Origin of the sequence: Geodermatophilus sp. DF01-2 (assembly GCF_004571065.1) — a bacterium.
Taxonomy (GTDB): Bacteria; Actinomycetota; Actinomycetes; order Mycobacteriales; family Geodermatophilaceae; genus Geodermatophilus.
In genome coordinates this window covers 1-19,895 of record NZ_SPQN01000016.1, presented here as the reverse complement: position 1 = coordinate 19,895, position 19,895 = coordinate 1, and the positions used below count along the sequence as shown (strand labels likewise).

The 19,895-nt window shown below is 72.6% G+C and carries 20 protein-coding genes and 1 tRNA gene; 8 read left to right on the top strand and 13 right to left on the bottom strand.

Going from position 1 to position 19,895, the window contains the following annotated elements; genetic code table 11:
* Positions 1–77: 77 nt before the first annotated feature.
* Positions 78–1,058, top strand: a complete 981-nt coding sequence (locus E4P41_RS07050) for an aldo/keto reductase (RefSeq protein WP_135140196.1) — start codon at positions 78–80, stop codon at positions 1,056–1,058.
* Positions 1,055–3,052 carry an AAA family ATPase gene (locus E4P41_RS07045; RefSeq protein ID WP_135140195.1) on the top strand — a complete coding sequence of 666 codons (1,998 nt, stop codon included), beginning with the start codon at positions 1,055–1,057 and terminating at the stop codon, positions 3,050–3,052. The genes E4P41_RS07050 and E4P41_RS07045 overlap by 4 nt, the downstream gene beginning before the upstream one ends.
* 72 nt (positions 3,053–3,124) lie before the next feature.
* Here the strand turns inward: E4P41_RS07045 and E4P41_RS07040 are convergent, their stop codons facing one another.
* Entirely contained in the window at positions 3,125–3,874 is a 750-nt protein-coding gene (locus tag E4P41_RS07040; RefSeq protein ID WP_135140194.1) for a DUF2470 domain-containing protein, read from the bottom strand.
* A gap of 267 nt (positions 3,875–4,141) precedes the next feature.
* Positions 4,142–4,408 carry a hypothetical protein gene (locus tag E4P41_RS07035; protein ID WP_135140193.1) on the bottom strand — a complete coding sequence of 89 codons (267 nt, stop codon included), beginning with the start codon at positions 4,406–4,408 and terminating at the stop codon, positions 4,142–4,144.
* A gap of 190 nt (positions 4,409–4,598) precedes the next feature.
* Here E4P41_RS07035 and E4P41_RS07030 point away from each other — a divergent pair, with 190 nt between their 5' ends.
* Positions 4,599–4,841: a DUF5703 family protein gene (locus E4P41_RS07030; protein ID WP_245177157.1), complete on the top strand. Its 243-nt coding sequence runs from the start codon at positions 4,599–4,601 to the stop codon at positions 4,839–4,841.
* 31 nt (positions 4,842–4,872) lie between these two features.
* On the opposite strand, the gene E4P41_RS07025 is transcribed toward E4P41_RS07030, so the two are convergent.
* Positions 4,873–5,829, bottom strand: coding sequence for an NADPH:quinone oxidoreductase family protein (locus E4P41_RS07025; RefSeq protein WP_135140192.1), 957 nt, complete (start codon positions 5,827–5,829; stop codon positions 4,873–4,875).
* Positions 5,830–5,967: 138 nt separating this feature from the next.
* Between E4P41_RS07025 and E4P41_RS07020 the strand changes: the two genes are divergently transcribed.
* Positions 5,968–6,537, top strand: coding sequence for an rRNA adenine N-6-methyltransferase family protein (locus E4P41_RS07020; RefSeq protein WP_135140191.1), 570 nt, complete (start codon positions 5,968–5,970; stop codon positions 6,535–6,537).
* Between the two features lie 4 nt (positions 6,538–6,541).
* Here E4P41_RS07020 and E4P41_RS07015 read toward each other — a convergent pair whose 3' ends face one another.
* Complete coding sequence (locus tag E4P41_RS07015; RefSeq protein WP_135140190.1) at positions 6,542–7,345, bottom strand: SDR family NAD(P)-dependent oxidoreductase; 804 nt, start codon at positions 7,343–7,345, stop codon at positions 6,542–6,544.
* 12 nt (positions 7,346–7,357) lie between these two features.
* Complete coding sequence (locus tag E4P41_RS07010; protein ID WP_135140189.1) at positions 7,358–8,686, bottom strand: M20/M25/M40 family metallo-hydrolase; 1,329 nt, start codon at positions 8,684–8,686, stop codon at positions 7,358–7,360.
* 86 nt (positions 8,687–8,772) lie between these two features.
* Between E4P41_RS07010 and E4P41_RS07005 the strand changes: the two genes are divergently transcribed.
* Positions 8,773–8,860, top strand: a tRNA-Leu gene (locus E4P41_RS07005).
* Here E4P41_RS07005 and E4P41_RS07000 read toward each other — a convergent pair.
* The 6 genes from E4P41_RS07000 to E4P41_RS06975 all read right to left on the bottom strand — a co-directional run bounded on the left by E4P41_RS07000 (position 8,839) and on the right by E4P41_RS06975 (position 18,012).
* Positions 8,839–9,597 (bottom strand): zinc ribbon domain-containing protein, encoded by a 759-nt coding sequence (locus E4P41_RS07000; protein WP_167760955.1) that lies wholly within the window; start codon positions 9,595–9,597, stop codon positions 8,839–8,841. The genes E4P41_RS07005 and E4P41_RS07000 overlap by 22 nt on opposite strands.
* A gap of 291 nt (positions 9,598–9,888) precedes the next feature.
* On the bottom strand, positions 9,889–11,124 hold the full coding sequence (locus E4P41_RS06995) for a Wadjet anti-phage system protein JetD domain-containing protein (protein ID WP_167760954.1): 1,236 nt from the start codon (positions 11,122–11,124) through the stop codon (positions 9,889–9,891).
* Positions 11,121–14,507 (bottom strand): SbcC/MukB-like Walker B domain-containing protein, encoded by a 3,387-nt coding sequence (locus E4P41_RS06990; RefSeq protein WP_135140186.1) that lies wholly within the window; start codon positions 14,505–14,507, stop codon positions 11,121–11,123. Before E4P41_RS06990 ends, E4P41_RS06995 begins: the two co-directional genes overlap by 4 nt.
* A 3-nt stretch (positions 14,508–14,510) precedes the next feature.
* The gene (locus tag E4P41_RS06985; RefSeq protein ID WP_135140185.1) at positions 14,511–15,461 is read right to left on the bottom strand and encodes a DUF4194 domain-containing protein; all 951 of its coding nucleotides are present in this window, start codon (positions 15,459–15,461) and stop codon (positions 14,511–14,513) included.
* The gene (locus tag E4P41_RS06980) at positions 15,458–16,972 is read right to left on the bottom strand and encodes a DUF3375 domain-containing protein (protein WP_167760953.1); all 1,515 of its coding nucleotides are present in this window, start codon (positions 16,970–16,972) and stop codon (positions 15,458–15,460) included. Before E4P41_RS06980 ends, E4P41_RS06985 begins: the two co-directional genes overlap by 4 nt.
* 779 nt (positions 16,973–17,751) lie before the next feature.
* A complete protein-coding gene (locus E4P41_RS06975; RefSeq protein ID WP_135140183.1) occupies positions 17,752–18,012 on the bottom strand; it encodes a hypothetical protein in 261 nt (86 codons plus the stop codon).
* Positions 18,013–18,227: 215 nt separating this feature from the next.
* Between E4P41_RS06975 and E4P41_RS06970 the strand changes: the two genes are divergently transcribed.
* Together E4P41_RS06970 and E4P41_RS06965 are read left to right on the top strand one after the other, a co-directional pair.
* On the top strand, positions 18,228–18,503 hold the full coding sequence (locus E4P41_RS06970) for a type II toxin-antitoxin system Phd/YefM family antitoxin (protein WP_135140182.1): 276 nt from the start codon (positions 18,228–18,230) through the stop codon (positions 18,501–18,503).
* Positions 18,500–18,775, top strand: a complete 276-nt coding sequence (locus E4P41_RS06965) for a type II toxin-antitoxin system RelE/ParE family toxin (RefSeq protein WP_135140181.1) — start codon at positions 18,500–18,502, stop codon at positions 18,773–18,775. The genes E4P41_RS06970 and E4P41_RS06965 overlap by 4 nt, the downstream gene beginning before the upstream one ends.
* A gap of 100 nt (positions 18,776–18,875) precedes the next feature.
* On the opposite strand, the gene E4P41_RS06960 is transcribed toward E4P41_RS06965, so the two are convergent.
* Both E4P41_RS06960 and E4P41_RS06955 read right to left on the bottom strand, forming a co-directional pair.
* Positions 18,876–19,142: a hypothetical protein gene (locus E4P41_RS06960; RefSeq protein WP_135140180.1), complete on the bottom strand. Its 267-nt coding sequence runs from the start codon at positions 19,140–19,142 to the stop codon at positions 18,876–18,878.
* The gene (locus tag E4P41_RS06955; RefSeq protein WP_209307576.1) at positions 19,126–19,443 is read right to left on the bottom strand and encodes a hypothetical protein; all 318 of its coding nucleotides are present in this window, start codon (positions 19,441–19,443) and stop codon (positions 19,126–19,128) included. Before E4P41_RS06955 ends, E4P41_RS06960 begins: the two co-directional genes overlap by 17 nt.
* Positions 19,444–19,583: 140 nt before the next feature.
* Between E4P41_RS06955 and E4P41_RS21950 the strand changes: the two genes are divergently transcribed.
* Positions 19,584–19,730, top strand: a complete 147-nt coding sequence (locus E4P41_RS21950; RefSeq protein WP_167760952.1) for a hypothetical protein — start codon at positions 19,584–19,586, stop codon at positions 19,728–19,730.
* The last annotated feature ends 165 nt before the right edge of the window (positions 19,731–19,895 follow it).

The following is a 19,895-nucleotide window of genomic DNA, read 5'->3' as shown; positions in this document are numbered from 1 at the left end:
GTGAGGACCATGAGGCCGCTCCGGGGTGTCGGCGTCCTGATCCGGCGGGGCTCGGCCCGCCGGTAGGTTGGCCTCCCGTGGAACAACGCGCGCTCGGGCGCAGCGGGCTGGTGATCTCGCGCCTGGCCCTGGGCACCATGACCTGGGGCCGGGACACCGACGAGGACGAGGCCGCGATGCAGCTGACCGCCTTCGTCGACGCCGGCGGCACGCTGGTCGACACCGCGGACGTCTACTGCGACGGGGAGAGCGAGCGCACCCTCGGCCGGCTGTTGTCCGACGTCGTCCCCCGCTCCGACGTGCTGGTCGCCACCAAGGCCGTGGGGCGCACCGGGCCGGGGCCGATGGGCCGCGGCGGGTCGCGCGGGCACCTGCTGGCCGCGCTGGACGCCTCTCTTGAGCGTCTGGGCACCGACCACGTCGACCTGTGGCAGCTGCACACCTGGGACGACACCACGCCCCTCGAGGAGACCCTCGCCGCCTGCGACGCCGCGGTCGTCTCCGGCCGGGTGCGCTACGTCGGCATCAGCAACTTCACCGGCTGGCAGACCGCGCAGGCGGTCACCTGGCAGCGGGCCTGGCCGGGCCGGGTGCCGCTGGTGAGCACCCAGGTGGAGTACTCGCTGCTGCAGCGCGGCGTCGAGCGGGAGGTGGTGCCCGCCGCCGAGGCGCTCGGGCTCGGCGTGCTGGCCTGGTCGCCGCTCGGCCGCGGGCTGCTCACCGGCAAGTACCGGAGCGGCACGCCGGCGGAGTCCCGCGGCGCCGCCCCGCAGTGGCAGGGCTTCATCGACGGGCTGCGCTCGGCGAAGGCCGATCGGATCGTCGAGGCGGTCGTCACCGCCGCCGAGGGGCTGGGCACCTCACCGCTGGCCGTCGCGCTGGCCTGGGTGCGCGACCGGCCCGGGGTCACCGCCCCGGTGGTGGGTGCGCGCACCGCCCAGCAGCTGCAGGCCTCCCTGGACGCCGAGGCGGTGCGCCTGCCGGCGGCGATCCGCACGGCGCTCGAGGACGTCTCGGCCCCGTACTTCGGCTACCCCGAGCGGCGGTCCGACCCATGAGCACCGCGACGACCGATCCCGTCTTCGCCGCGTTCTGCGCCGCGGGCCTGTGGCCGGGCCTGGGCAAGCGAGCGGCGGCCGAGCTCCCGGCCGCCGGCATCACCTCGCCCGACGACGTCACCGCCGACCGGCTGCGGGGACTTCCTCGCGTGGGCCGGCAGCGCGCCGAGCGGCTGTTCTCCAGCTTCCTGGCGGCCGCGCCCACCTACGAGGTCGTGGCGCTGCTGGTCGGCGCGGGCCTGGAGGCCCGGCTGGCGGCCACCGCCGCCGACGCCCTGGGCAGCGACGCCGCCCGCCGGCTGCGCGACGACCCGTGGGCGCTGCTCGGCCTGACCGGCGTCACCCTGGGCGACGCCGACCGGCTGGCCATCGCCGTCCTGCCCGGCGCCGACCGGCAGGACACCCGGCGCGGCCGGGCGATCGTCGCGCAGACCCTGCGGACGGCGAGCCGCGACGGGCACACCGTCCTCCCCGCCGACCTGGTGGTCGCCGCGCTGCGCGCCGAGGGGATCAGCGACCCGGCCGCGGCGATCGTCGCGGCGGTCGAGTCCGGCGACGTGCTCGAGCACGAGCCACCGGAGCCGGAACACGACGAGGACGCCGACCTCGACGAGCTCCCCGAGCCGGCAAAAGGACCTCGGTCTGCCCTCCACTCGCAAGCTCGCGAGGGAACCCGGACCGAGGCCTTACGGACGCTGTCGCTGGCGCGCTACGGGATGGCCGAGGAGGCGGTCGCGGAGAACCTGGCCCGGCTGGCCGCGACCGCCGAGCGGATCGCCGACCCCGCCGCCGTCCGCTCGGTGGCCAAGGGCCTGGACGACGCGCAGAAGCAGGCCGTGGCCCAGGTGCTCGCCGCGGGGGTCAGCCTGCTGACCGGCGGGCCGGGCACCGGCAAGAGCCGCACCGTGGCCGCGGTCGTCACGCTGCTGCGCTCCAAGGGCACCGAGGTCGCGCTCGCCGCGCCCACCGGCCGGGCGGCCAAGCGGCTGGAGGAGCTCACCGACCACCCGGCAGTCACCGTGCACCGGCTGCTGGGCGCACAGGGCACCTCGGGTGGGTTCGCCCGCAACGAGGAGTGGCCCCTCGATGCCGACGTCGTCGTGGTCGACGAGGCCTCGATGCTCGACGTCGAGCTGACCGCGGCGCTGCTGGAGGCGTGCCCGGACGGCACCCACCTGCTGCTGGTCGGCGACCCGGCGCAGCTGCCCTCGATCGGCCCGGGGCACGTGCTGGGCGACCTCATCGACTCCGGCGTCGTCCCGGTGACCGAGCTGACCACCCTCTACCGGCAGGCGGAGGGCGGGGCGATCGCGCGGCTGGCGGGCGCCGTCCGGGCCGGGGAGCTGCCGCCGGTGGACTCCCCCGACCGCGAGGTCGTCGTCGTGCCGGCCGGCGGCAGCGCGGAGGCGGCCAAGCGGGTGGTGCAGCTGGTCACCGACTCGATCCCGCGGGCGCTGAAGATCGACCCCGCGACGGTGCAGGTGGTGACCCCGGTGCACCGCGGGCCGGCCGGCACCATCGAGTTGAACAAGGCGCTCAAGGCCAAGCTGAACCCGGGCGAGGGCACGGTGTGGGGCTTCGACGTCGGCGACCGCGTGGTGGCCACCGCCAACCACCTCGACCTCGAGCCGACCGGGTTCGCCAACGGCGAGGTCGGGGTGGTCACCGGCACCGGCGACGGCACCCTCGACGTCGCCTTCGCCTCCGGGCCGGTCACGGTGAGCGGGTCGGCGATGAGCGACCTGCGGCACGGGTGGGCGATCACCGTGCACCGCGCGCAGGGCTCGGAGTGGCCCGGCGTGGTCGTCGTCCTGCCGCCGGAGGCCGGCGGGATGCTGTCACGTCCGCTGGTCTACACCGCGCTCACCCGGGCGCAGCGGCACCTGTCGGTCGTGCACGCCACCGGTGCGGCGCTGGCCCGCGCGGTGCGCGAGGTCGACGTCCGGCCGCGGCGGACCCGGCTGGCGCGGCTGCTCGCCGAGAACGCCGACTGAAGAAGGACCCCGTCCTCCCCACCCTCGCAAGCTCGGGGGGCCCTGGACGGGGCCGTCGCGCGCGAATGGCACCTACCGGGTGGCGCAGAGGAGCCGACGGGTGGCCGCCTGCAGCTGGCCGGGGCAGGTCAGCGGCCGCGGGAACGGCACCCGCAGGTCGCGCCGGCCGGCCGGGCGCTCGATGCGCAGCCGGTAGCCGAAACGGTCCAGGCCCAGCGGGCGGACGACGTCGTGCGGGCCGAGGTCCGCCGGCGGGATGCGGCTGCGCAGCAGGTCGAGCACCTCGGGGTGGTCGCGGTCGAGGTGCTGCAGCATCCGCGCCTCGACGCCGGCCAGCGGGTCGGGCCGGGCGGCCGCGTAGGCCTGCGGGCCGACCTCGGCGCAGCGGTCGCCCTCGCGCAGCACCACTTCGGCCAGGTCGAGGCGCAGCAGGGTGGCGCCCTGCCCCACGTCGAGCAGCGCCCCGGCCGGCCGCGCCTCGGCGAACGCCAGCACCGCGGCGCGCCGGACGGCCGGGCGCACGGGGGTGAGCCACCCGGAGAGCCACAGCTGAGCGCGCACCGGATCCCGCAGCGGGACCGGTGCCCGGTCGCTGACCAGGAGGGCGGCGGTGAGGTCGTCCCGGCCGGCGAGCGCGGTGGTGACCTCCCCACCGGTGGGCACCAGCACGTAGGTCGTACCGTCCGCGGTGGTCGCGGAGGCGAGCGGTCGCGCGGCGTCCAGACCGCGCACGCACAGCGCGGCGGAGGTGCGGCAGGCGACGGTGCGAGCCCGCTCGGCGGGGTCGGCCCGGAGAGCGGGCGCGGCAGGGCTCGTCGTCACGGGGCTCCCTCGGGGGATGGGCAATCAGCTTAGGGCAGCCTAACCTGATCGACTGGGCGGGGGAAGCCGGTCGCCTGCGCAGACCCACCCGGTCGGCGGCCTGCTGCCCACCGCGAGCACCCGGGCCGCCGGCAGGAGGTTCCGTTCCCGGGGGTCGAGCCGGTGCCGGTCGAGGCCTCTGCGCCCCAGCGGCCGACCGCGCCGACCGTCCGCCGAGCCGCCGGACCGGGCCGGGCAGGGCCGGGCAGGGCCGGTCAGGGCCGGGCCCTACAGGGGGGTGTCGTCCTCGTCGACGGGGACGTCGGCCTCCTGCTCGAGGACGTCGGCTGCGTCGGCCTCGCGGTCGCCCACCGGCCCCAGCGGGCTGCCGGCCTCTCCGGGCCGCGCGGCCAGCTGCTGCTCGAGGGCGTCGGCCTCGGGAACGCCCTCCCCGGGCGGGGTGGCGTCACCAGCGAGCGCGACGCCCGGCGGGTCGAGTGGGGCCTCCTGCTCCGTACGGTCGGCGTCGGGCACGTCGCTGCCGGGAGCTGTCACGTCGTCCTCCGTCACATCGAGGGGATGGGGTCGGCCCCATCCTGCCGTCCGTGGCGGCGCCGGGCAGTCCGGAGACGGCGTCGCAGGGGCCGGGCCGGCGAGCTCACCTCGGGGACGGAGCACCTCCCGGGCACGGGGGCCGGCGGGCCGGGGACACCCCGCGCTCGTCGGGGACCGGGAGGAGGACCCCGTGACCACCCGGCGCCCGACGGGCACAATCGGCGGGATGGAGGCGGTCGCCGGGGAGTACGAGTTCGCGCCGCTGCGGATCCCACCGGGCACGTCCCGGTCCGCGGCGGCGACCATGCTGAGCCTGCAGGCGGACACCGGTGGCTGGGAACTGGCCCGGCTGCAGCTGCACGCCGACGGCACGCGCAAGGCCATCCTGCGTCGCCGGGCGCGGTTGTCCTACCTGCCCAAGCCGCACATCTGAGCCTCGCGGGACGGCGGCCCGGTGCCGACGGTCAGGGGACGAGCACGACCTTGCCGACGGTGCTGCGGTCGGCGAGCCGGGCCAGCGCCTGCGGGGCCCGGTCCAGCGGGAGCACCTCGCCGACGAGCGGATCGACCTGGCCGCCCTCCACCAGCCTGGTCAGCTCCTCGTGGGTCGTGGCGACCAGTGACGGCTCCATCCGGCGGTAGAGCCCCCAGTGCAGGCCGACGACGCTGTAGTTCTTGACCAGCGCGTGGTTGGCCGGGGCGTCGGGGATGCGGCCGCTGGTGAACCCGACGACGACCAGCCGGCCCTCGAAGGCGATGCACCTCCGCGACCGGTCGAAGACGTCACCCCCGACCGGGTCGTAGACCACGTCGGCGCCGGTGCCGCCGGTGACCTCCTTGACCACCGGCACGAAGTCCTCGGTCGTGTAGTCGACGACGTGGTCGGCGCCGAGCTCGCGGCACACCTCGACCTTGCGGGCGCCGCCGGCGGTGGCGATGACCTTCGCACCGGCGGCCTTGCCCAGCTGGATGGCGGCCGACCCCACCCCGCCGGCGCCGGCGTGCACCAGCAGCCACTCCCCCGGCTGGAGGTGCGCGCGGCGGTGCAGGCCGACGTGGCCGGTCTGATAGGTGAGGTACAGCGCGGCGGCCTTCTCGTCGGACATGCCCTCGGGCACCGGCCAGGCGGCGTTCGCGTCCATGAGGGCGTACTCGGCGAACGCGCCGGGCCCACCGGAGGGCGAGCCGAGCACCCGCTGACCGGTGCCGACGACCTCGCCGCACAGCTCGATGCCCGGGGTGTAGGGCAGCGGGGGGCGCTCCTGGTACCGGCCGGCGGCCATGAGGACGTCGGGGAAGTTCAGCGCCGCCGCCCGCACCCGGACCAGCAACTGCCCCTCGGCCGGCGTCGGCCGCTCGACCTCGTCGAGGGTCAGGGCGGTCGAGGGATCGCCGAGTTCGTGGACCCGCCATGCACGCACACCGGCGACCCTGCCAGACCGTTGCGTGACGACGCTCACGGCCCCCTGCGCCCCTCCGGCCCTGCGGTCGCTCTCGCCGCCCGGACGTGCCAGGGTCGACAGGGTTCGGCCGCCGCCCGGGCGGCCTGGAAGGACGGCATGAGAGAGCCCCTGACCGACCGGCTGCGCTTCCTGCGCGCGTTCGTGGCCAACCCGCGCCAGGTGGGGGCCATCCTGCCCACGTCCCGCTGGGCGGTGCGGGACATGCTCGACCTGGCCGACGTGCCCTCGGCCGAGCTGGTCGTCGAACTCGGCGCGGGCACCGGTGTGCAGACCGGCGAGATCCTCGCACGGCTGGGCCCGAACGCCCGGCTGGTGTCGCTGGAGATCGACCCCGACCTCGCCAAGCTGCTCGACGCGCGCTACGACGACCCGCGGCTGCAGGTGGTCTGCGACTCCGCGGAGAACCTGGACGCGCACCTGGGCGGCAAGCGCGCCGACGTCCTCGTCTCCGCGCTGCCCTACACGTCGTTCGACGCCGGGCTGCGCCGCCGGGTCCTGGACCTGCTGCCGGTCGCCCTCGCGCCGGGCGGGGTGGTGCTGGTCATCCAGTACTCGCCGCTGATCCTGCGCGAGCTGCGCCGCCGCTTCCCGTCGGTGCGACAGAAGATCACCCCGTGGAACGTCCCGCCCGCGTTCCTGTTCGCCTGCCGCGCCGGCGCCTCCTGACGCGTCAGCGCATCGTCGGCGGGCGCAGTGCCTCCGGGACGACGGCGGTCTCGCCGCTCTGCGTCTTCGCCGAGGGCACGCCCTTGAACCGGTAGGGCACCGTGCCGACCCCGGGCTGGACGACGTATGCCGCACCCGGCTCACCCGACGTCCAGGCCATCACCATCGCGTCGGCGACCTCCTCGGCCGAGAGCACGGGGAAGCCGGCCGCGGTGAACTGGTCGCGGATCCGGTCGATGATCGCGGTGTCGGCGAAACCGGGACAGATCGCGGTGATCGTCGTCCCCTCGCGGGCCAGGCGCGGCGCCATCGAGCGGACGAAGGCGATGGCCCCGCCCTTGGCGACGCTGTAGCCGGGGTCGGTGGCCATGGGCGAGAGCCCGGCCAGGGACGCGGTGACGACGATGGCGCCGCCGCCGGCCCGCTTGATGGCCGGGCGCGCGGCGAGGACGCCGTAGACGACGCCGAAGAGGTCGACGTCGACGACCCGCATGAACTCGTCGAGGTCGAGTTCGTCGTCGGACTTGGCCGCGGAGATGCCGGCGTTGAGGTAGGCGGCGTCCAGCCGGCCGTGCTGGGCCTCGATGCGCTCGACGAGGGCGACGTTGGCGGCGCGGTCGGTCACGTCGAGGACCTCGAACTGGGCGCCCAGGTCGGCGGCCGTGTCGCGGGCCCGCTCGCTGTCGAGGTCGGCGAGGACGACGGTGACGCCCCGCTCCCCCAGCGTGGTGGCGAGGGCGCGGCCGAAACCGCCGGTCCCCCCGGTGATCAGTGCGACGGAGCCGGGGCCCGGAGTGGTGTCAGTCACCCCGGCATCACATCACGAGCTGCGGAGGAACCGATCGAGGACCCGGATGCCGAAGCGCAGCGACTCGACCGGGACGCGCTCGTCGATGCCGTGGAAGAGCGAGGCGAAGTCGAGTTCGGGCGGCAGTCGCAGCGGCGAGAAGCCGAAGCAGCGCATCCCCAGGCGCTCGAAGCTCTTGGCGTCGGTGCCGCCGCTCATCGTGAAGGGCACCGGGCGGGCGCCGTCGTCCTCGGACTTCAGCGCCGCCACCATCGCATCGACGAGCGGCCCGTCGAACGTCGTCTCCACGGCCTGGTCGTGGACGAGCCATTCCCGCTGCACGCCTTCGCCGATCAGGCCGGCCAGTTGGCGCTCGAACTCCTCCTCCTGGCCGTAGAGGAAGCGGCCGTCGACGGTGGCGCTCGCGGTGCCGGGGATGACGTTGGCCTTGTACCCGGCGTCGAGCATCGTGGGGTTGGCCGTGTTGCGCAGCGCCGCGCCGATCATCCGGCTGATGCTGCCCAGCCGGGCGAGGGCCTGCTCGGGCTCGTCGGGGTCGATCTCGATGCCGTAGGCGTCCTCGACGGCGGCGAGGAACTGCCGCATCGGCGGGGTGAGCGTCGTCGGCAGGCGGGCCGAGCCGAGGCGGGCGACGGCCTGGCAGAGCCGGGTGACCGCGTTGTCGTCGTGGACGAACGAGCCGTGGCCGGGCCTGCCGCCGGCGGTCAGCCGCATCCAGGCCAGGCCCTTCTCCGCGGTCTGGACCAGATAGAGGCGCAGGTCGTCGCGGACGGTGATGCTGAATCCGCCGACCTCGCTGATCGCCTCGGTGCAGCCCTCGAAGAGGTCGGGGTGCGTGTCGACGAGGAAGCGGGCGCCGAGCCGGCCGCCGGCCTCCTCGTCGGCGACGAAGGCCAGCACGATGTCGCGCGGCGGCCGGACGCCGGTGCGGGCCCAGTCACGGACCAGCGCCAGGACCATGGCGTCCATGTCCTTCATGTCGACCGCGCCGCGGCCCCAGACGTAGCCGTCGCGCTCCTCGCCCGAGAAGGGGTGGACGCTCCACTCGGCCGGGTCGGCGGGGACGACGTCGAGGTGGCCGTGGACGAGCAGCGCCTCGCGGCTCGGATCGGCGCCGGGGATGCGGGCGACCAGGCTGGCCCGTGTCTTCTCCGATTCCAGGATCGTGCTGGCGATGCCGACCTCGTCCAGCTTGCCGGCGACCCACTCCGCCGCCGTCCGCTCGCCTTTGCCGGTGGCGGTGTCGCCGGTGTTCGTCGTGTCGATGCGGATGAGGTCGCTCAGCAGCTCCGCGACCTCGTCCTGGGCTCGGGCGAGGGGGGCCGGGGTCGGGTCGGACATGCCGACGATCGTGCCACCGGGGGTCTGCGACGCCCGGTCGAGGCTCGGTTATGCTGGCTTCCGGCGCTTGTGAGAGCGGCCCACCTGTCCGGGTGGCGGAATGGCAGACGCGCTAGCTTGAGGTGCTAGTGCCCTTTATCGGGCGTGGGGGTTCAAGTCCCCCCTCGGACACCACGTTTCGCACACGCTTCGGCTGTGCTGACCTCCGCCTCGACCTCCCGCTGGTCGTAGTCGTACGTGAGGCGCAGGCTGAGGTCGCGGTAGAGCGCGGCCTTCGTGGCTGGATCGGCTGAGGCGAGCCTGGCGACGACCAGCGACATGTCGCTGACGACTCGCTCCAACTCCTCGCGGCTCATCTCCTGTGGCACGGCACTGTCGGCGGTGGTCAGGTCGAGCCGCGCGTGGGCGATGTCCGCGGTCGCCTCGTTGATCCAGGCACTGACGAGGGCGACGTCCGCTCCTTGTCCGAGGGCAGCCTTGTACTGGGCAAGGCGCTTCTCCGCGTCCCTCAGGCGGCCGGTGATCACCGCGCGCCGCGTTGATGCCGCCAAGGAGGGCTCGTTCGCGCCGACGAGCGCCTCGAGGGTCTCGTTGACCCGATCAGGCGCGAAGAAGCCAAGCAGCCACTCCTGCAGCAACGGCACAAGCGTGTCCTCGCGGACGTAGACGATGCTCGGATGCCTTTCGCGCTGCGACGAGATCAGGTCCGCAGCGCGGCACCGGTAGTAAAGCGTCGGGCCGCGCCGGTGACCAGACATGCGTCGACCGCAGAGGCGGCAGTGGAGGAGGCCGCGGAGCTGATAGGGCGACGTCGCGGCACGCACGGACCGCGGCTTGGTGCCGCCCGCGTCGGCCGATGACCTGATGAGGGTCTGCACCTGGTCGAACTCCTCCTGGGAGACGAGCCCCACGTGCGACGGGCGCAGGCTGGTGACGATCCTGTCGGGAGCGCTCCGCTGGAACTTCGTGACCGTGCCTGCGGCGACGTCGGTCAGGTCGAGCAGTCGCTCGACGCGGTGCGGCGTCGGAGGGCAGCGGGTTCCGGCGGATCACCCGCCAGTACCTGCTGACCGGGCTCTGGCCCTCCGGCCGCTGGGATGGTCCGGGCCGGTGGCCGTACGAGCACCGCCGCCCGCCGCGACGCCGCCGCCAGCGTTGAGCCTGGGACGGCCGTCCGGCTGGATCTGTCCGACCCCGCCGCGCTACGCGACCGCCGGACGCCCGGAGACGGGAACCCGGCCGGGTAGCCGGGAGTCCGTCGTCACCAGTGCCTGCACCGCGACGTCGAGGGGGATGCGTTCCTGCTCGACACGGCGGACGCGGGTCCAGGACGGGTCGGTGATCTGCTCGTACACGGCCCACTCAGCGTCGGTGAGCCGGTGCAAATCCTGACGATCAGCGCAACCGATGGGCGCGCCCTTGTCGTCGGTCCAGGCGCCGAATCGCTCGTAGCCGGTATAGGCGGCACCGTCCATGAGGATGGTGGTGACGGTCAGGCCGCCGTCGCGCAGGGCGTGCACGATCTCGTAGCCGTCGGCGTCGATGTCGCCCCAGTAGACGATCGCGGGCACCGCGGCCAGCCACGGGATGCGGAGGACGCGGATGGCGGCGTCGCCGTTGCCTTCGATCGCGATGCCGCCGGGCACCTCGGGGAAGTAGACGGCGGAGTCCTTGTTCTCGGTGATGACCGCGATCCTCGGCGGATAGGCCGGGGTCGTGGTGTCGCCGAGGGTGTGGCTGTCGTGGTGGCGTCCCCCGGCGGCCCGGTGCGCCGGGTCCAGGTAGGTGAAGTGGACCCGGGAGGGGCGGCCGACCAGGCCGAGGGTGTCGCGTCCGGCGAGCCGGGTGACCAGCGCCTGGTTGCGGTTAAGCCATTTGCCGTGCAGGCCCTCGATCGGCACCTGCCGCGGGGTGTAGCCGGTGGCGTCGTGGGTGGCGAACCAGGCGGCGGCGTCGCAGAGCAGCCCAAAGTCGATGTCGGTGAGCCGGTCCACGGCGCGGAGCGTGGCGCCGGCGGCGGCGTGCGGAAACCTCTCCGCCAGGACGGCGTGCCGGGTGCGGGCGCGGGCCAGGCGCTCGGGCCAGCCGTCGCCGAGCAGCGCGGCGGCGCTGTCGATGTCGGGGATGGTGAGGTGGGTGGGCAGCGGCTGCGGAGTGCCGCGCACCATCCGGGTCTCCCACTTCAAGGGCAGCCCGCGCTCGTCGGCCCAGGTGCGCCAGTCGATGGCCAGGCGGCGCAGGTCGGTCCAGCGGGTGTCCAGGTCGGCCTTGGTGGGTTTGCCGAGCGGCAGGGTGAGCGGCCACACCGGCCGTCCGGCGTCCCCGGGATCCCCGGGCTCGCCGGTGGGCTGGACAGTGGGCCGGCCGGTGAGGGTGTCGGCCCACGTGTTGCCGACGCGCCGCCGCAGGTCGACGAGCAGGCCGTCCGGGGTCTTCACGACATCCGGGGGACGGGACGGGCCGGGGTGAGCCCGACGACGCGCTGGCGGCGGGTATGCCCGTCGGCGGTCTTGACCACGTTGAACGTCTGGTCCATGTACGGCTCGATGGCGGTGTACTTGTCCAGCGGGGCGGCGATGATCAACTGGAAGCCGAGGCCGCGCCAGGCGTTGACGGCGCGCCCGGCGAACTCGGCGTCGGCCTTGACGAACCCCTCGTCGAGGAACACCGGGGCGTAGGTGGGCACGACCTGGGTGGCATTGCCCAACTGGTAGCGCAGCGCCGCGCCGACGATGAACGCGATCAACTCCTGGGTCTCGCCGCCGGACTTGTTGCCGAGGCTGTCGTAGATGCTGATCTGCTCGCCGGTGTCCTTGTCCAGGCACTCGGCCTCGATGTGGATGTGGCGGCGGACGTCGAGCAGGGCGTCGCGGTCACCGGAGGTGCCGCCGTCGTCGACCGTGCGGATCCGCTTGATGAACGCCCGCAACTCCTCGAACCGGGCCTCGATGTCGTCCGGGGAGAGGTCGGCGGTGGTGTGCGAGGCGAGGATCTTCAACTCGCGCCGGAAGCGGTCCTGCTCCCGGCCGCCGAGCGAGCGCAGCGTGATGCACAGCCGATCCCGGCCAGGCCCGAACGCCAGCCCGTGCAGGATCTCGTTGACCGGGACGAGCCGGTCCGAGATCTCTTCCAACGCCTCCCGGAACGCGCTGTGCAGGCTGAGCAGGTCCTCCCCGGACCAGTCGACGACCTTGGCGGTGAACGTCTCGCGGCGCTGCGGCAGCCCCTCGGCGATCAGGTCGTCGAGGATGGCCCGGTAGTCGGGGTAGGACTCCACGCCGGTGCCGAGGTTGCGGTTGGGCCAGTTCCGCTGGAACGCCTCGAACGCGTTGGTGAGCATGGTCGTCTGCGTCCTGATGTCCTCGCGGGCCTTGCGGACCTGCTCGGCCAGTCCCCGGCGGATGTGGTCGAACACCTTCTCGAAGTCGGCGTGGGCGCCGGTGGTGGAGAACTTCTCGTACTCGGCGACCAGCCTGCTCGCCTGGTCGTCGGCGAGGCTGACGTGCGGGTTGTCGTCGAGGTCGGCGAGCAGATCACCGACCGTGTCCTGCCGGGTGGCGAGCGCGCCATGCTGGCCGTTGAGGACCTCGATGCGGTCTTCGGCGGCGTTCTTGGCCCGCACGGCCTTGTCCCGCCGCTCCCGCAGGTTCTGCTCGGTCTTCTGGAGGGTGCGCAGGATGTCGCTGTTGGCCAGCAACGCGTCCCGCTCGGCGGTCTTGGCCTCGACCCGGGCGGTCGCGGCGGCGACGTCGATGGTGTCCCAGGCGGTGTTGCGGACGACCTGGTGGGCGGCGCGGATGTTGCCCAACTGCTGCCGTTCGGCGGTGAGCCGCTGCTCGGCGCGGGCAGCGTCGCCGAGGATGTTGGCGAGTTCGCCGAGCCGGTCGTTGATCTCGGCGATGGCCCGCTCGTTGGAGAACCCGAGGATGGGACGCTGCCCGTGGCCGCCGTGCGCGCCGCGGTCCCCGTCCTGAGTCTGACCGGTGAGGGTGATCCGGCGGCGGGTGTCGTCGGCGAACGCGGTCGGGTCAGGCACGCACGCGTAGTCGAACCGGCGGCCGAGTTCGGCCTGCAGCCAGCCGGTGAACGGCGAGTCGCGGAAGATCAGCCGTCCGGGCAGCAGCGTCTCGTCCAGGGTGCGGGTCGGGGCACCGATGGCCGCGAGGGTGAAGTTGATGCGGGGCTTGAGCCGCAACGCGTTGAGCCGGGTGCGGAAGCCGCGGCCCTGGGTGCGGGGCACGAGCATGGTGCGGGCGAACCCGCCGAGCAGCAGTTCGGCGGCCTCCCGCCACTGGTTGTGTTCCGGCGCGAGGTCGATCAGTTCGGCGACGAAGGGCAGGTCGGCGGGGTCCAGGCCGACCCGTTCGGCGATGAGCACCCGGGCCTCGTGCAAGTTCTGCGGGATGAGGTCGCCGCGGCCGAGCAGCCAGGTCTTCTCCTTGAGCAGGGTGTCCTGCTCGGTGAGGTAGGGGGCGGCGTGCAGGTGGGCGGCCTTGATCCGGTCGGCGAGGTCTTCTTCGGCGGCGGCGTATCCGGCGAGGAACTGCCCGGCGGCCACGTGCAGGGCGGTGAAGTCCTCCCGGGTGGCCGGGGTCGGGCCGACCAGCAGGGTCTGCTGCTCGAACCGGGCCCGGGCGCGCTGGGTCTCGTCGCGGGCCTCGGTGAAGGTCTTCAGGTCCGTTTCGGCCTGCTGGAGGGCGTCGCCACCGTTGTCGCGCTGCTGGGCGAGATTCTCGGTGATCTGCGCCTCCAGGCTGAGCGCTTCCCGGCCGGCGGACCGCTTGATCCCGTCCTGCTCCTCCTTCTCGGCGATGATGGTGTCGACCTCGGTATCGAGCAGGTCGCGCTCGGTGCGGTAGCGCCACAGGTTGAGCGGGGTGGCCGCGTCGGGTTCGGTTTCGCTGACCCGGAAAGTGTCGATGAGGAACGCTTCCTGCTCGGCCTCGCGCAGCGCCGGGTAGGCGGTCGCGATGACCTTCAGCGTCGCCACCTGCTCCTCGGCGTTGCGCATCTGCTCGTAGGAGCCTTCCAGTTCACGGAAGTGCGCGATGGCGGTGTCGGCGGCCTCGTAGGTCTTCGGCTCTTCCAGGACCAGGGTCTTGTACAGGCCGTCGACGGAGGCGACCTGCCGTCCGCCCTGGATGCGGGCGAGCAGTTTCAGCGCCGACGCGCCGTCGCCGTTGGCGCCGATGTCGAGCCGCTTGAACAGACCGGCGGCGAACTTCAGGTAGGAGTCGGCGAAGGTCAGCCCGGGAAACGCGGCGTTCATCCGGGTGTGATGGAACTGGTGGACGGCGTGCGGTTCGACCGAGGCGAGGTTGAACTCGCCGGAGATGGTGGCCAGGTGCATCTTGACGTCGGTCTGCTTGCTGGCCGCGGCGGGGACCCAGTACAGGCGCAGCGCGGTGAACTTCTCCCCGTCGCCGCGGGTCCAGGTCATGGCGATCGCGGACCAGGTGTTGCCGCCGTCGCCGCGCAGCACCTTGGGGCGGGCCCCGTAGTCGTCGCGAGTGGTGCCGATCTGCCCGCGGGCGTAGGAGAGGGTGGAGCGCTGCTCGGCAGAGCGCGCCCGGCCGGTGGCGTTGTCGTTGGAGGCCCCGTTGAGCGGGGTGCGGGAGTCCATCATCAGCGCCAGGTAGGCGTCGAGGAGGGTGGACTTCCCGCTGCCGGACGGCCCGGTGAACAGGTTGTTAACGGTGTCCAGCGGCACGCTGTGGTGCCCGGCGAACCCGCCCCAGTTGATCACCTGGAGGGTTTCCGCGCGCCACTGGGTGACGTTGAGGCCATGGGTTGCCATCCCCGGGATGGGCTGATCGATCACGCCTCAGCGCTCCTCGTCCTGCTCGTCGCTGGTCTCCTCGTCGTCCGCGGCAGTTCCCGCGTCGGCGCCCATGACGTCGTCGTCGGCCGCGACGTCGTCGGTGCCGTCCAGGTCGTCGTCGGCCGCCCCGTCGGCCGTGTCATCTGCTGCGTCGGGGTCGCCGCCCGCGGCGCCGGTGTTCTGCGCCTTCAGCCACGCGCCGAGCGCCTTGATCGACTCGACGGGCATAAGTACCTCGATGATCGTGGAGACGACGTAGCGGTCCTCGACCTTGGTGCGCAGCAGGATGTCGTTCTTGATGAGCGCGTCGATGGCGTTCCCGGCGGACCGGTTGTCCCGAACCTGGTTGGTCGCCGACACCGGCCGGTAGTCGCTGACCCATTCGATCAGGGTGGCCCGGTCGACGAACACCTTGTCGTCGCCCTGCTTCTGCCGTTTGCGGATCTCCCGTCGCAGGAGCAGCAGCAGGATCGTCTCTTCGCGGTTGTACGCCTGGTCGTAGAGCAGGGTGGGGAACTTGCGGCCGGCCTCGGAGACGGCCTGGGTCTTGTAGGCGACCTCGTACTCGTGGTCGACGACCAGCTGGAGGAACTGGTCGTTGAGCCGGGAGCGCAGCGCTCCCTCGTAGTCGATCACGGAGCGCCATTCGATGGGGTGGCGGTCGGCAGAGATGTAGCGCCGCCGGAGCAGGGCGACGAGCGCCTCGCGGGCCTTCAGCGGGAGGGCGCCGACGTCCCCGACGAACAGGGCCTCCTGACCGGTGGGCGGCTCGTCCTCGCCGATCCAGTCGTCCTCGTCGTCGGGTCCGGCGGCGATCCCCTCGCCGGCGTGGTCGTCGGCGTCGAGGTCGTCGACGCCGAGCCGGTCGTCGTCCGGGTCGACGACCTCGCTGTCGTGCAGGTCGAAGTCCACCGTCTCGGTGTCCGCCCCGCTCGAGGCGTACGGGCCGGTCATCGCGGGGACTCCTCGTCGGCAGCAGCGGCAGGGATGTCCGGGCCCGCGGACGGGACGCCGGTAAGCAGCAGGTTCGGGGCGCGGAACGACCGCCGGTCCCCACCGGGGCGGATGGCCTCGAACACGGCGGTGTCCCCTGGGTCGGGTTCGGCTCCGGCCTCGATGACCGACAGGTGCAGCAGCCCGAGAATCTCCACCGGCCGCCGCAGGTCATCGGGCAGCGCGTCGAACACCTCGGCCGCGGTCACCGACTCGTACTCGCCCAGCGCCTCCTCGATCGCAGCCCGCAGCGCTGCCAGGGTCGGGCCGCCCTGCTTGCGGACGTCGTCGAAGTCGACGGTGTCCTCCCCGCCGGCGTGGGTCTCTAGCGGCGGCGGGGGCGCGTCGTTCTGCGGGTCGTAGAGCCGGGCCCGCAGGTGCCCGATCTCCACCTGCGCCAGGCCCAGGTCGACCGGCACCCGGGCGCGCGGCCCGGCGGTCTCCATCCAGCGCAGCATCTCGGTGTCGGCGACGCGCAGCGCCTCGTCCAGTTCCCGGTCCCGCAGCGGGTCGTGCCGGGCCATGTGGGTGCGCAGCGTCGCCGACAGGCGGCGACGCTGGGCGAGCACGGTGTCCATGCCGCGGTGGATGCCGTAGACGGTGCGGCGCAGTTCGATCCGCTGCGCGGGGGTGAGCCGCTCGGCGAACTCGTGGGCGAGGATGGCGTCGAGATCCTCGCTCAGGTCGTCCATCAACACCTCGTCGCGCAGCAGGTCGACCGCGCCGGTGAACGCCCGGCCCTCCTGCGACTCCTGCATCAACCGGTCGGCCTGGCGCAGGTAGTCGTCCAGTACCTCCCCGGAGCGGCGCTGGTCGGCGCGCAACTCGGCGACGATGTCGCGGTGGATCCGCTTGACCGCCTCGGAGACCCGGAGGAAGTCGCCGGGCAGCGCGGCGAGCAACGCGTTGAGGTTGTTGTACCGGTCGAGCATCTGCTCGACGGTGGCGGCCTGGATGTCGCCTCCGGCGGCGATCCGGTCCCGTTCGACGGTGAGCCGCCCGATCTCCTCGTCCAGGCGGCGCAGCCGCTCCTCCCGGTCGGGGTTGGCCTCGGTGGCCACCCGGCGGGCCGTTTCCAGGATCGTCTTGATCCGGGATTCGCCGAACTCCAGCCGGTCGCTGTCGAGCCGGTCGATGACGCCGAGCGCCTCCTGCGCGTGCGAGGTGAGGCCGTACTCCTCGACGTCATCCTCGGTCGCGCTCAGCGACAGCCACTGGCCGTCGACCCAGCCGCGGCACAGGTCGCGGGCGGTGCCGTCCGGCACCTCCTCCCCGGCGAGGCGCAACTCGTCCAGCAGCGTCTCCACCTGGGCATGGAACTGCTCGGCCGGGATGCGGGGGCGGTCCCGGGAGAACTGGGAGGTGAACACGGCCAGGATCAGCGGCGCCCACTTGCGGCGGGCAAGCAGGGTCAACGTCGGCTTCCGGAAGGCTGACCGGACGCGGGCAAGGTCTCCGACGATCGTGCTCACGCCCCGCACTCCCTCCGTCGCGTTCAGCCAGGTGGCGGACACAGTAGAGGGAGGCACCGACGAAGTTGCCACAGTTGCTGCCGTAGTTGGGCACGCAGGGCGGCGGTGGCTTGCTCGAAAGGGCTGAACCCCCGCGACCGCCGTGGGAGGCCAGCCCCACACGTGGTTGGGACGCTGGGAGCCCGTCGGGCGCGAAACCGTGTTGACCGCGCCCCTGTCCTGACATGTGGGACGCCGTCCTCCATGTGATCAGTCACTGGGACGGGGAGATCGCCGCCGATCAGCCGTCGGGATCAGCCAAGGGGCGCTGAGCCGCGTCCTAGGTAATGACCTCCGAATCCATCACTGCAGGTCAGCGCCTAGGTCAGGCTCGATGGTCCCGAATGGGCAGGCGTGTGCGGAAGTATCGTGTCCCCCCTCGGACACCAGCAGAGAACCCCCACGATCGCCTGGCCGTGGGGGTTCTGCTGTTCCTGGTGTCGGCACGCTCGCCGATGCCTTGAGAGGCGAATGGATCGAAGGGGACGATCTCGCGGGCGACGTGGCCGCGGACCCCGTGACGGGACCTCCCGGGAAGTCAGGGTCGAACGGGCGGCTGGCCCGACGCCTCCTCGGGATCGAACGAGGTCACAGACCTCATGCGACCGCCCCGAGAAGACGCGCCACGAAATCCGGCGTGAGCCCGCCGTCATGTCGGTCACGCGACATCTCCTGTCGCCGATCGGCCCCCAGGATCATCCGAGGACCCGGCCGGACAGCGCGGCAGCGGCACCTGGTCGTCAGGGCGAGAACGAGAGGTCGGCCTCGTACCCCATGCGCCTCACCTCGGCCAGCAGTCGCTGGCCTGCGGCCACGCGGTCCGGGCCGCTGAGCTGGAACAGCAATCGCACCGGGCCGCTGCGCGGAACCCACGATCCCGGTGCTCGGGGCTGCCCAGCGGCCGTCAGGGCAGCCGCGATGTCGTCGGGGACGCCGACCGTATGGCGCTCCGGATCGATCGGCTCGGCAGGCGTCACGCTCAGCACGACCGACGTGGACACTCGACGAACCGTCATGGCGAACGCGGCCCCCTGATCGCGGTCGACCGCCGCCGGACCCGATGGGTCCGAGCCGGAACACGGCCGGTGCGAGGCCTAGCCCCGGTACTCCCAGCCCACCCACGCGCGGGCGAGCGGGCGGCGAGCCGCCGCCGCGCTACGCCGATCACCGCGCAACTCCTTGACCGACCCCGGCACTGCTGACCAGGATATTGGTCATGACCACGCAGTCGCTCGCCGCGGTCAAGGCTCATTTCAGCCAGGTCATCGACGAGGTGTCCGGAACCCATGAACGGGTGACGATCACCAAGAACGGCAGCCCGGTCGCCGTACTCCTCGCGGTCGAGGACTACGAATCCCTGATGGAAACGCTGGAGATCCTGTCGGATCCCGAAGCCAGGTCCGACATCCGGCAGGCCGAGACCGAGATGGCCGGCGGCGAGGTCTACGACGAGGCCCAGGTGCGGGCCGCACTGGCAGCCCGCCGCGGGTGACCGGGCCCCGGACCTACACCGTCGTCCTGTCGGCAGCCGCCAAGCGGGCCATCGAACTCCACCTTCCCGAGCCAGTTGCAGTCGCGGTCGTCGACTTCCTCTATGGACCGCTCGCCGCCGATCCCCACCGCGTCGGCAAGCCCCTGCGCTTCGAGCTCGAGGGGTACTGGTCCGCGCGACGAGGCCAGTACCGCGTCATCTACTCGATCCACGACGACGAGATCCTGGTCCGGGTCGTGCGCATCTCGCACCGCGCCGACGTCTACGGCTGATCGGCCCCCGGCTCTCGCAGGCGTGTGCGGAAGTAGCGTGTCGCCCCTCGGACACCATGTGATGCACACCTGCGTCTCCCCAACTGGCGAGCGGCGCTCGTCAGGACGCTTGGCGTTCCTTGTCGAGCCGGTCCAGGAGCCACGCTCGGGCCATCGTGGACATCGGTAGGTGCTGGCTCTCGGCGATCTCTTGGATTGCTGCGAACTGTTCCTCCGAGAGGCGGACATTGAACATCCGACTCGCCTGGTTCGGGCGGCTGACGACCGTGCCGTCCGGGTACGGCTCGCCGGTGTCGGCCCCCGCTTCCAGTCGCCGGGCGTCCTCGCGTGCGGCGCCAGCCTCGCGAGGATCAAGCTTCTTCGCCATCGCCAACCTCCTGTAGGTACATCGCGAGATCGCGGCCGCTGGCCGGCCAGGCGTTCATGCCGTGGAGATCGCCGTCGAGATCGCGATAGGCGATGACAACGAGGACCTTGCCGGCGGACGGCGAGTATCCGATGAAGCCGGTGGCGCCAACCCGAGACGTCGGGTACGGCGAGAGTTCGACGAGCCGCGCATCGGTCATCACCTCCACCGTCCAGGCCGGCTCGATGTCGAACGCACCCGCGTACCGACTCGAGCGGGACCGGATGTAGGCGGCGTCTTCGTCCGCCCAGTGCAGCCCCACGGCGACAGTGTAAGACAACGATTTACGGCGTGCCTCTATCGACAGCGAGAACCTGCTCACGGCCGGGCACCGACCCCTCCGCGGCATGCGGGAGCTGCGGGCCCTGCCGCGAGGTCGCGCTCCCGGGACAGTATGGAGTCGTGCCGATTCCGTCCGGGTCCGCGGAGCAGGGCACCCTGCCGTTCACCGGCCTGGACGACGAGCTGTCAGCGCTTCGCGACGAGGTCGGCCGGCTGCGGACGGACAACGCCCGACTCCTCCGACTGCTGGAACTGACCAACCTATGAGGTCGAAGTCAAGTCGGGCTTGGAGCGTTCTTGGGTAGGGGTGATCGGCTCGCCGGTGTCCGGTCGAGCTGATCTTGACGTTGGGGTTGTGTGCGCGTGCGTGTGGGCGGTGCCTGCGCCCGTCTCCCGGCCCTACGTAGCGTTCAAGCGGGTTGTTCCCGACAG

What these genes read in the sequence shown, in the direction of transcription:
- E4P41_RS06985 (WP_135140185.1), bottom strand. Translation starts at nt 15,461, where the DNA reads ATGACCGGCCCGTACGCCTCGAGCGGGGCGGACACCGAGACGGTGGAC.
- E4P41_RS06960 (WP_135140180.1), bottom strand. Translation starts at nt 19,142, where the DNA reads ATGGCGAAGAAGCTTGATCCTCGCGAGGCTGGCGCCGCACGCGAGGAC.
- E4P41_RS07045 (WP_135140195.1), top strand. Translation starts at nt 1,055, where the DNA reads ATGAGCACCGCGACGACCGATCCCGTCTTCGCCGCGTTCTGCGCCGCG.
- E4P41_RS06970 (WP_135140182.1), top strand. Translation starts at nt 18,228, where the DNA reads ATGACCACGCAGTCGCTCGCCGCGGTCAAGGCTCATTTCAGCCAGGTC.
- E4P41_RS07020 (WP_135140191.1), top strand. Translation starts at nt 5,968, where the DNA reads ATGAGAGAGCCCCTGACCGACCGGCTGCGCTTCCTGCGCGCGTTCGTG.
- E4P41_RS07010 (WP_135140189.1), bottom strand. Translation starts at nt 8,686, where the DNA reads ATGTCCGACCCGACCCCGGCCCCCCTCGCCCGAGCCCAGGACGAGGTC.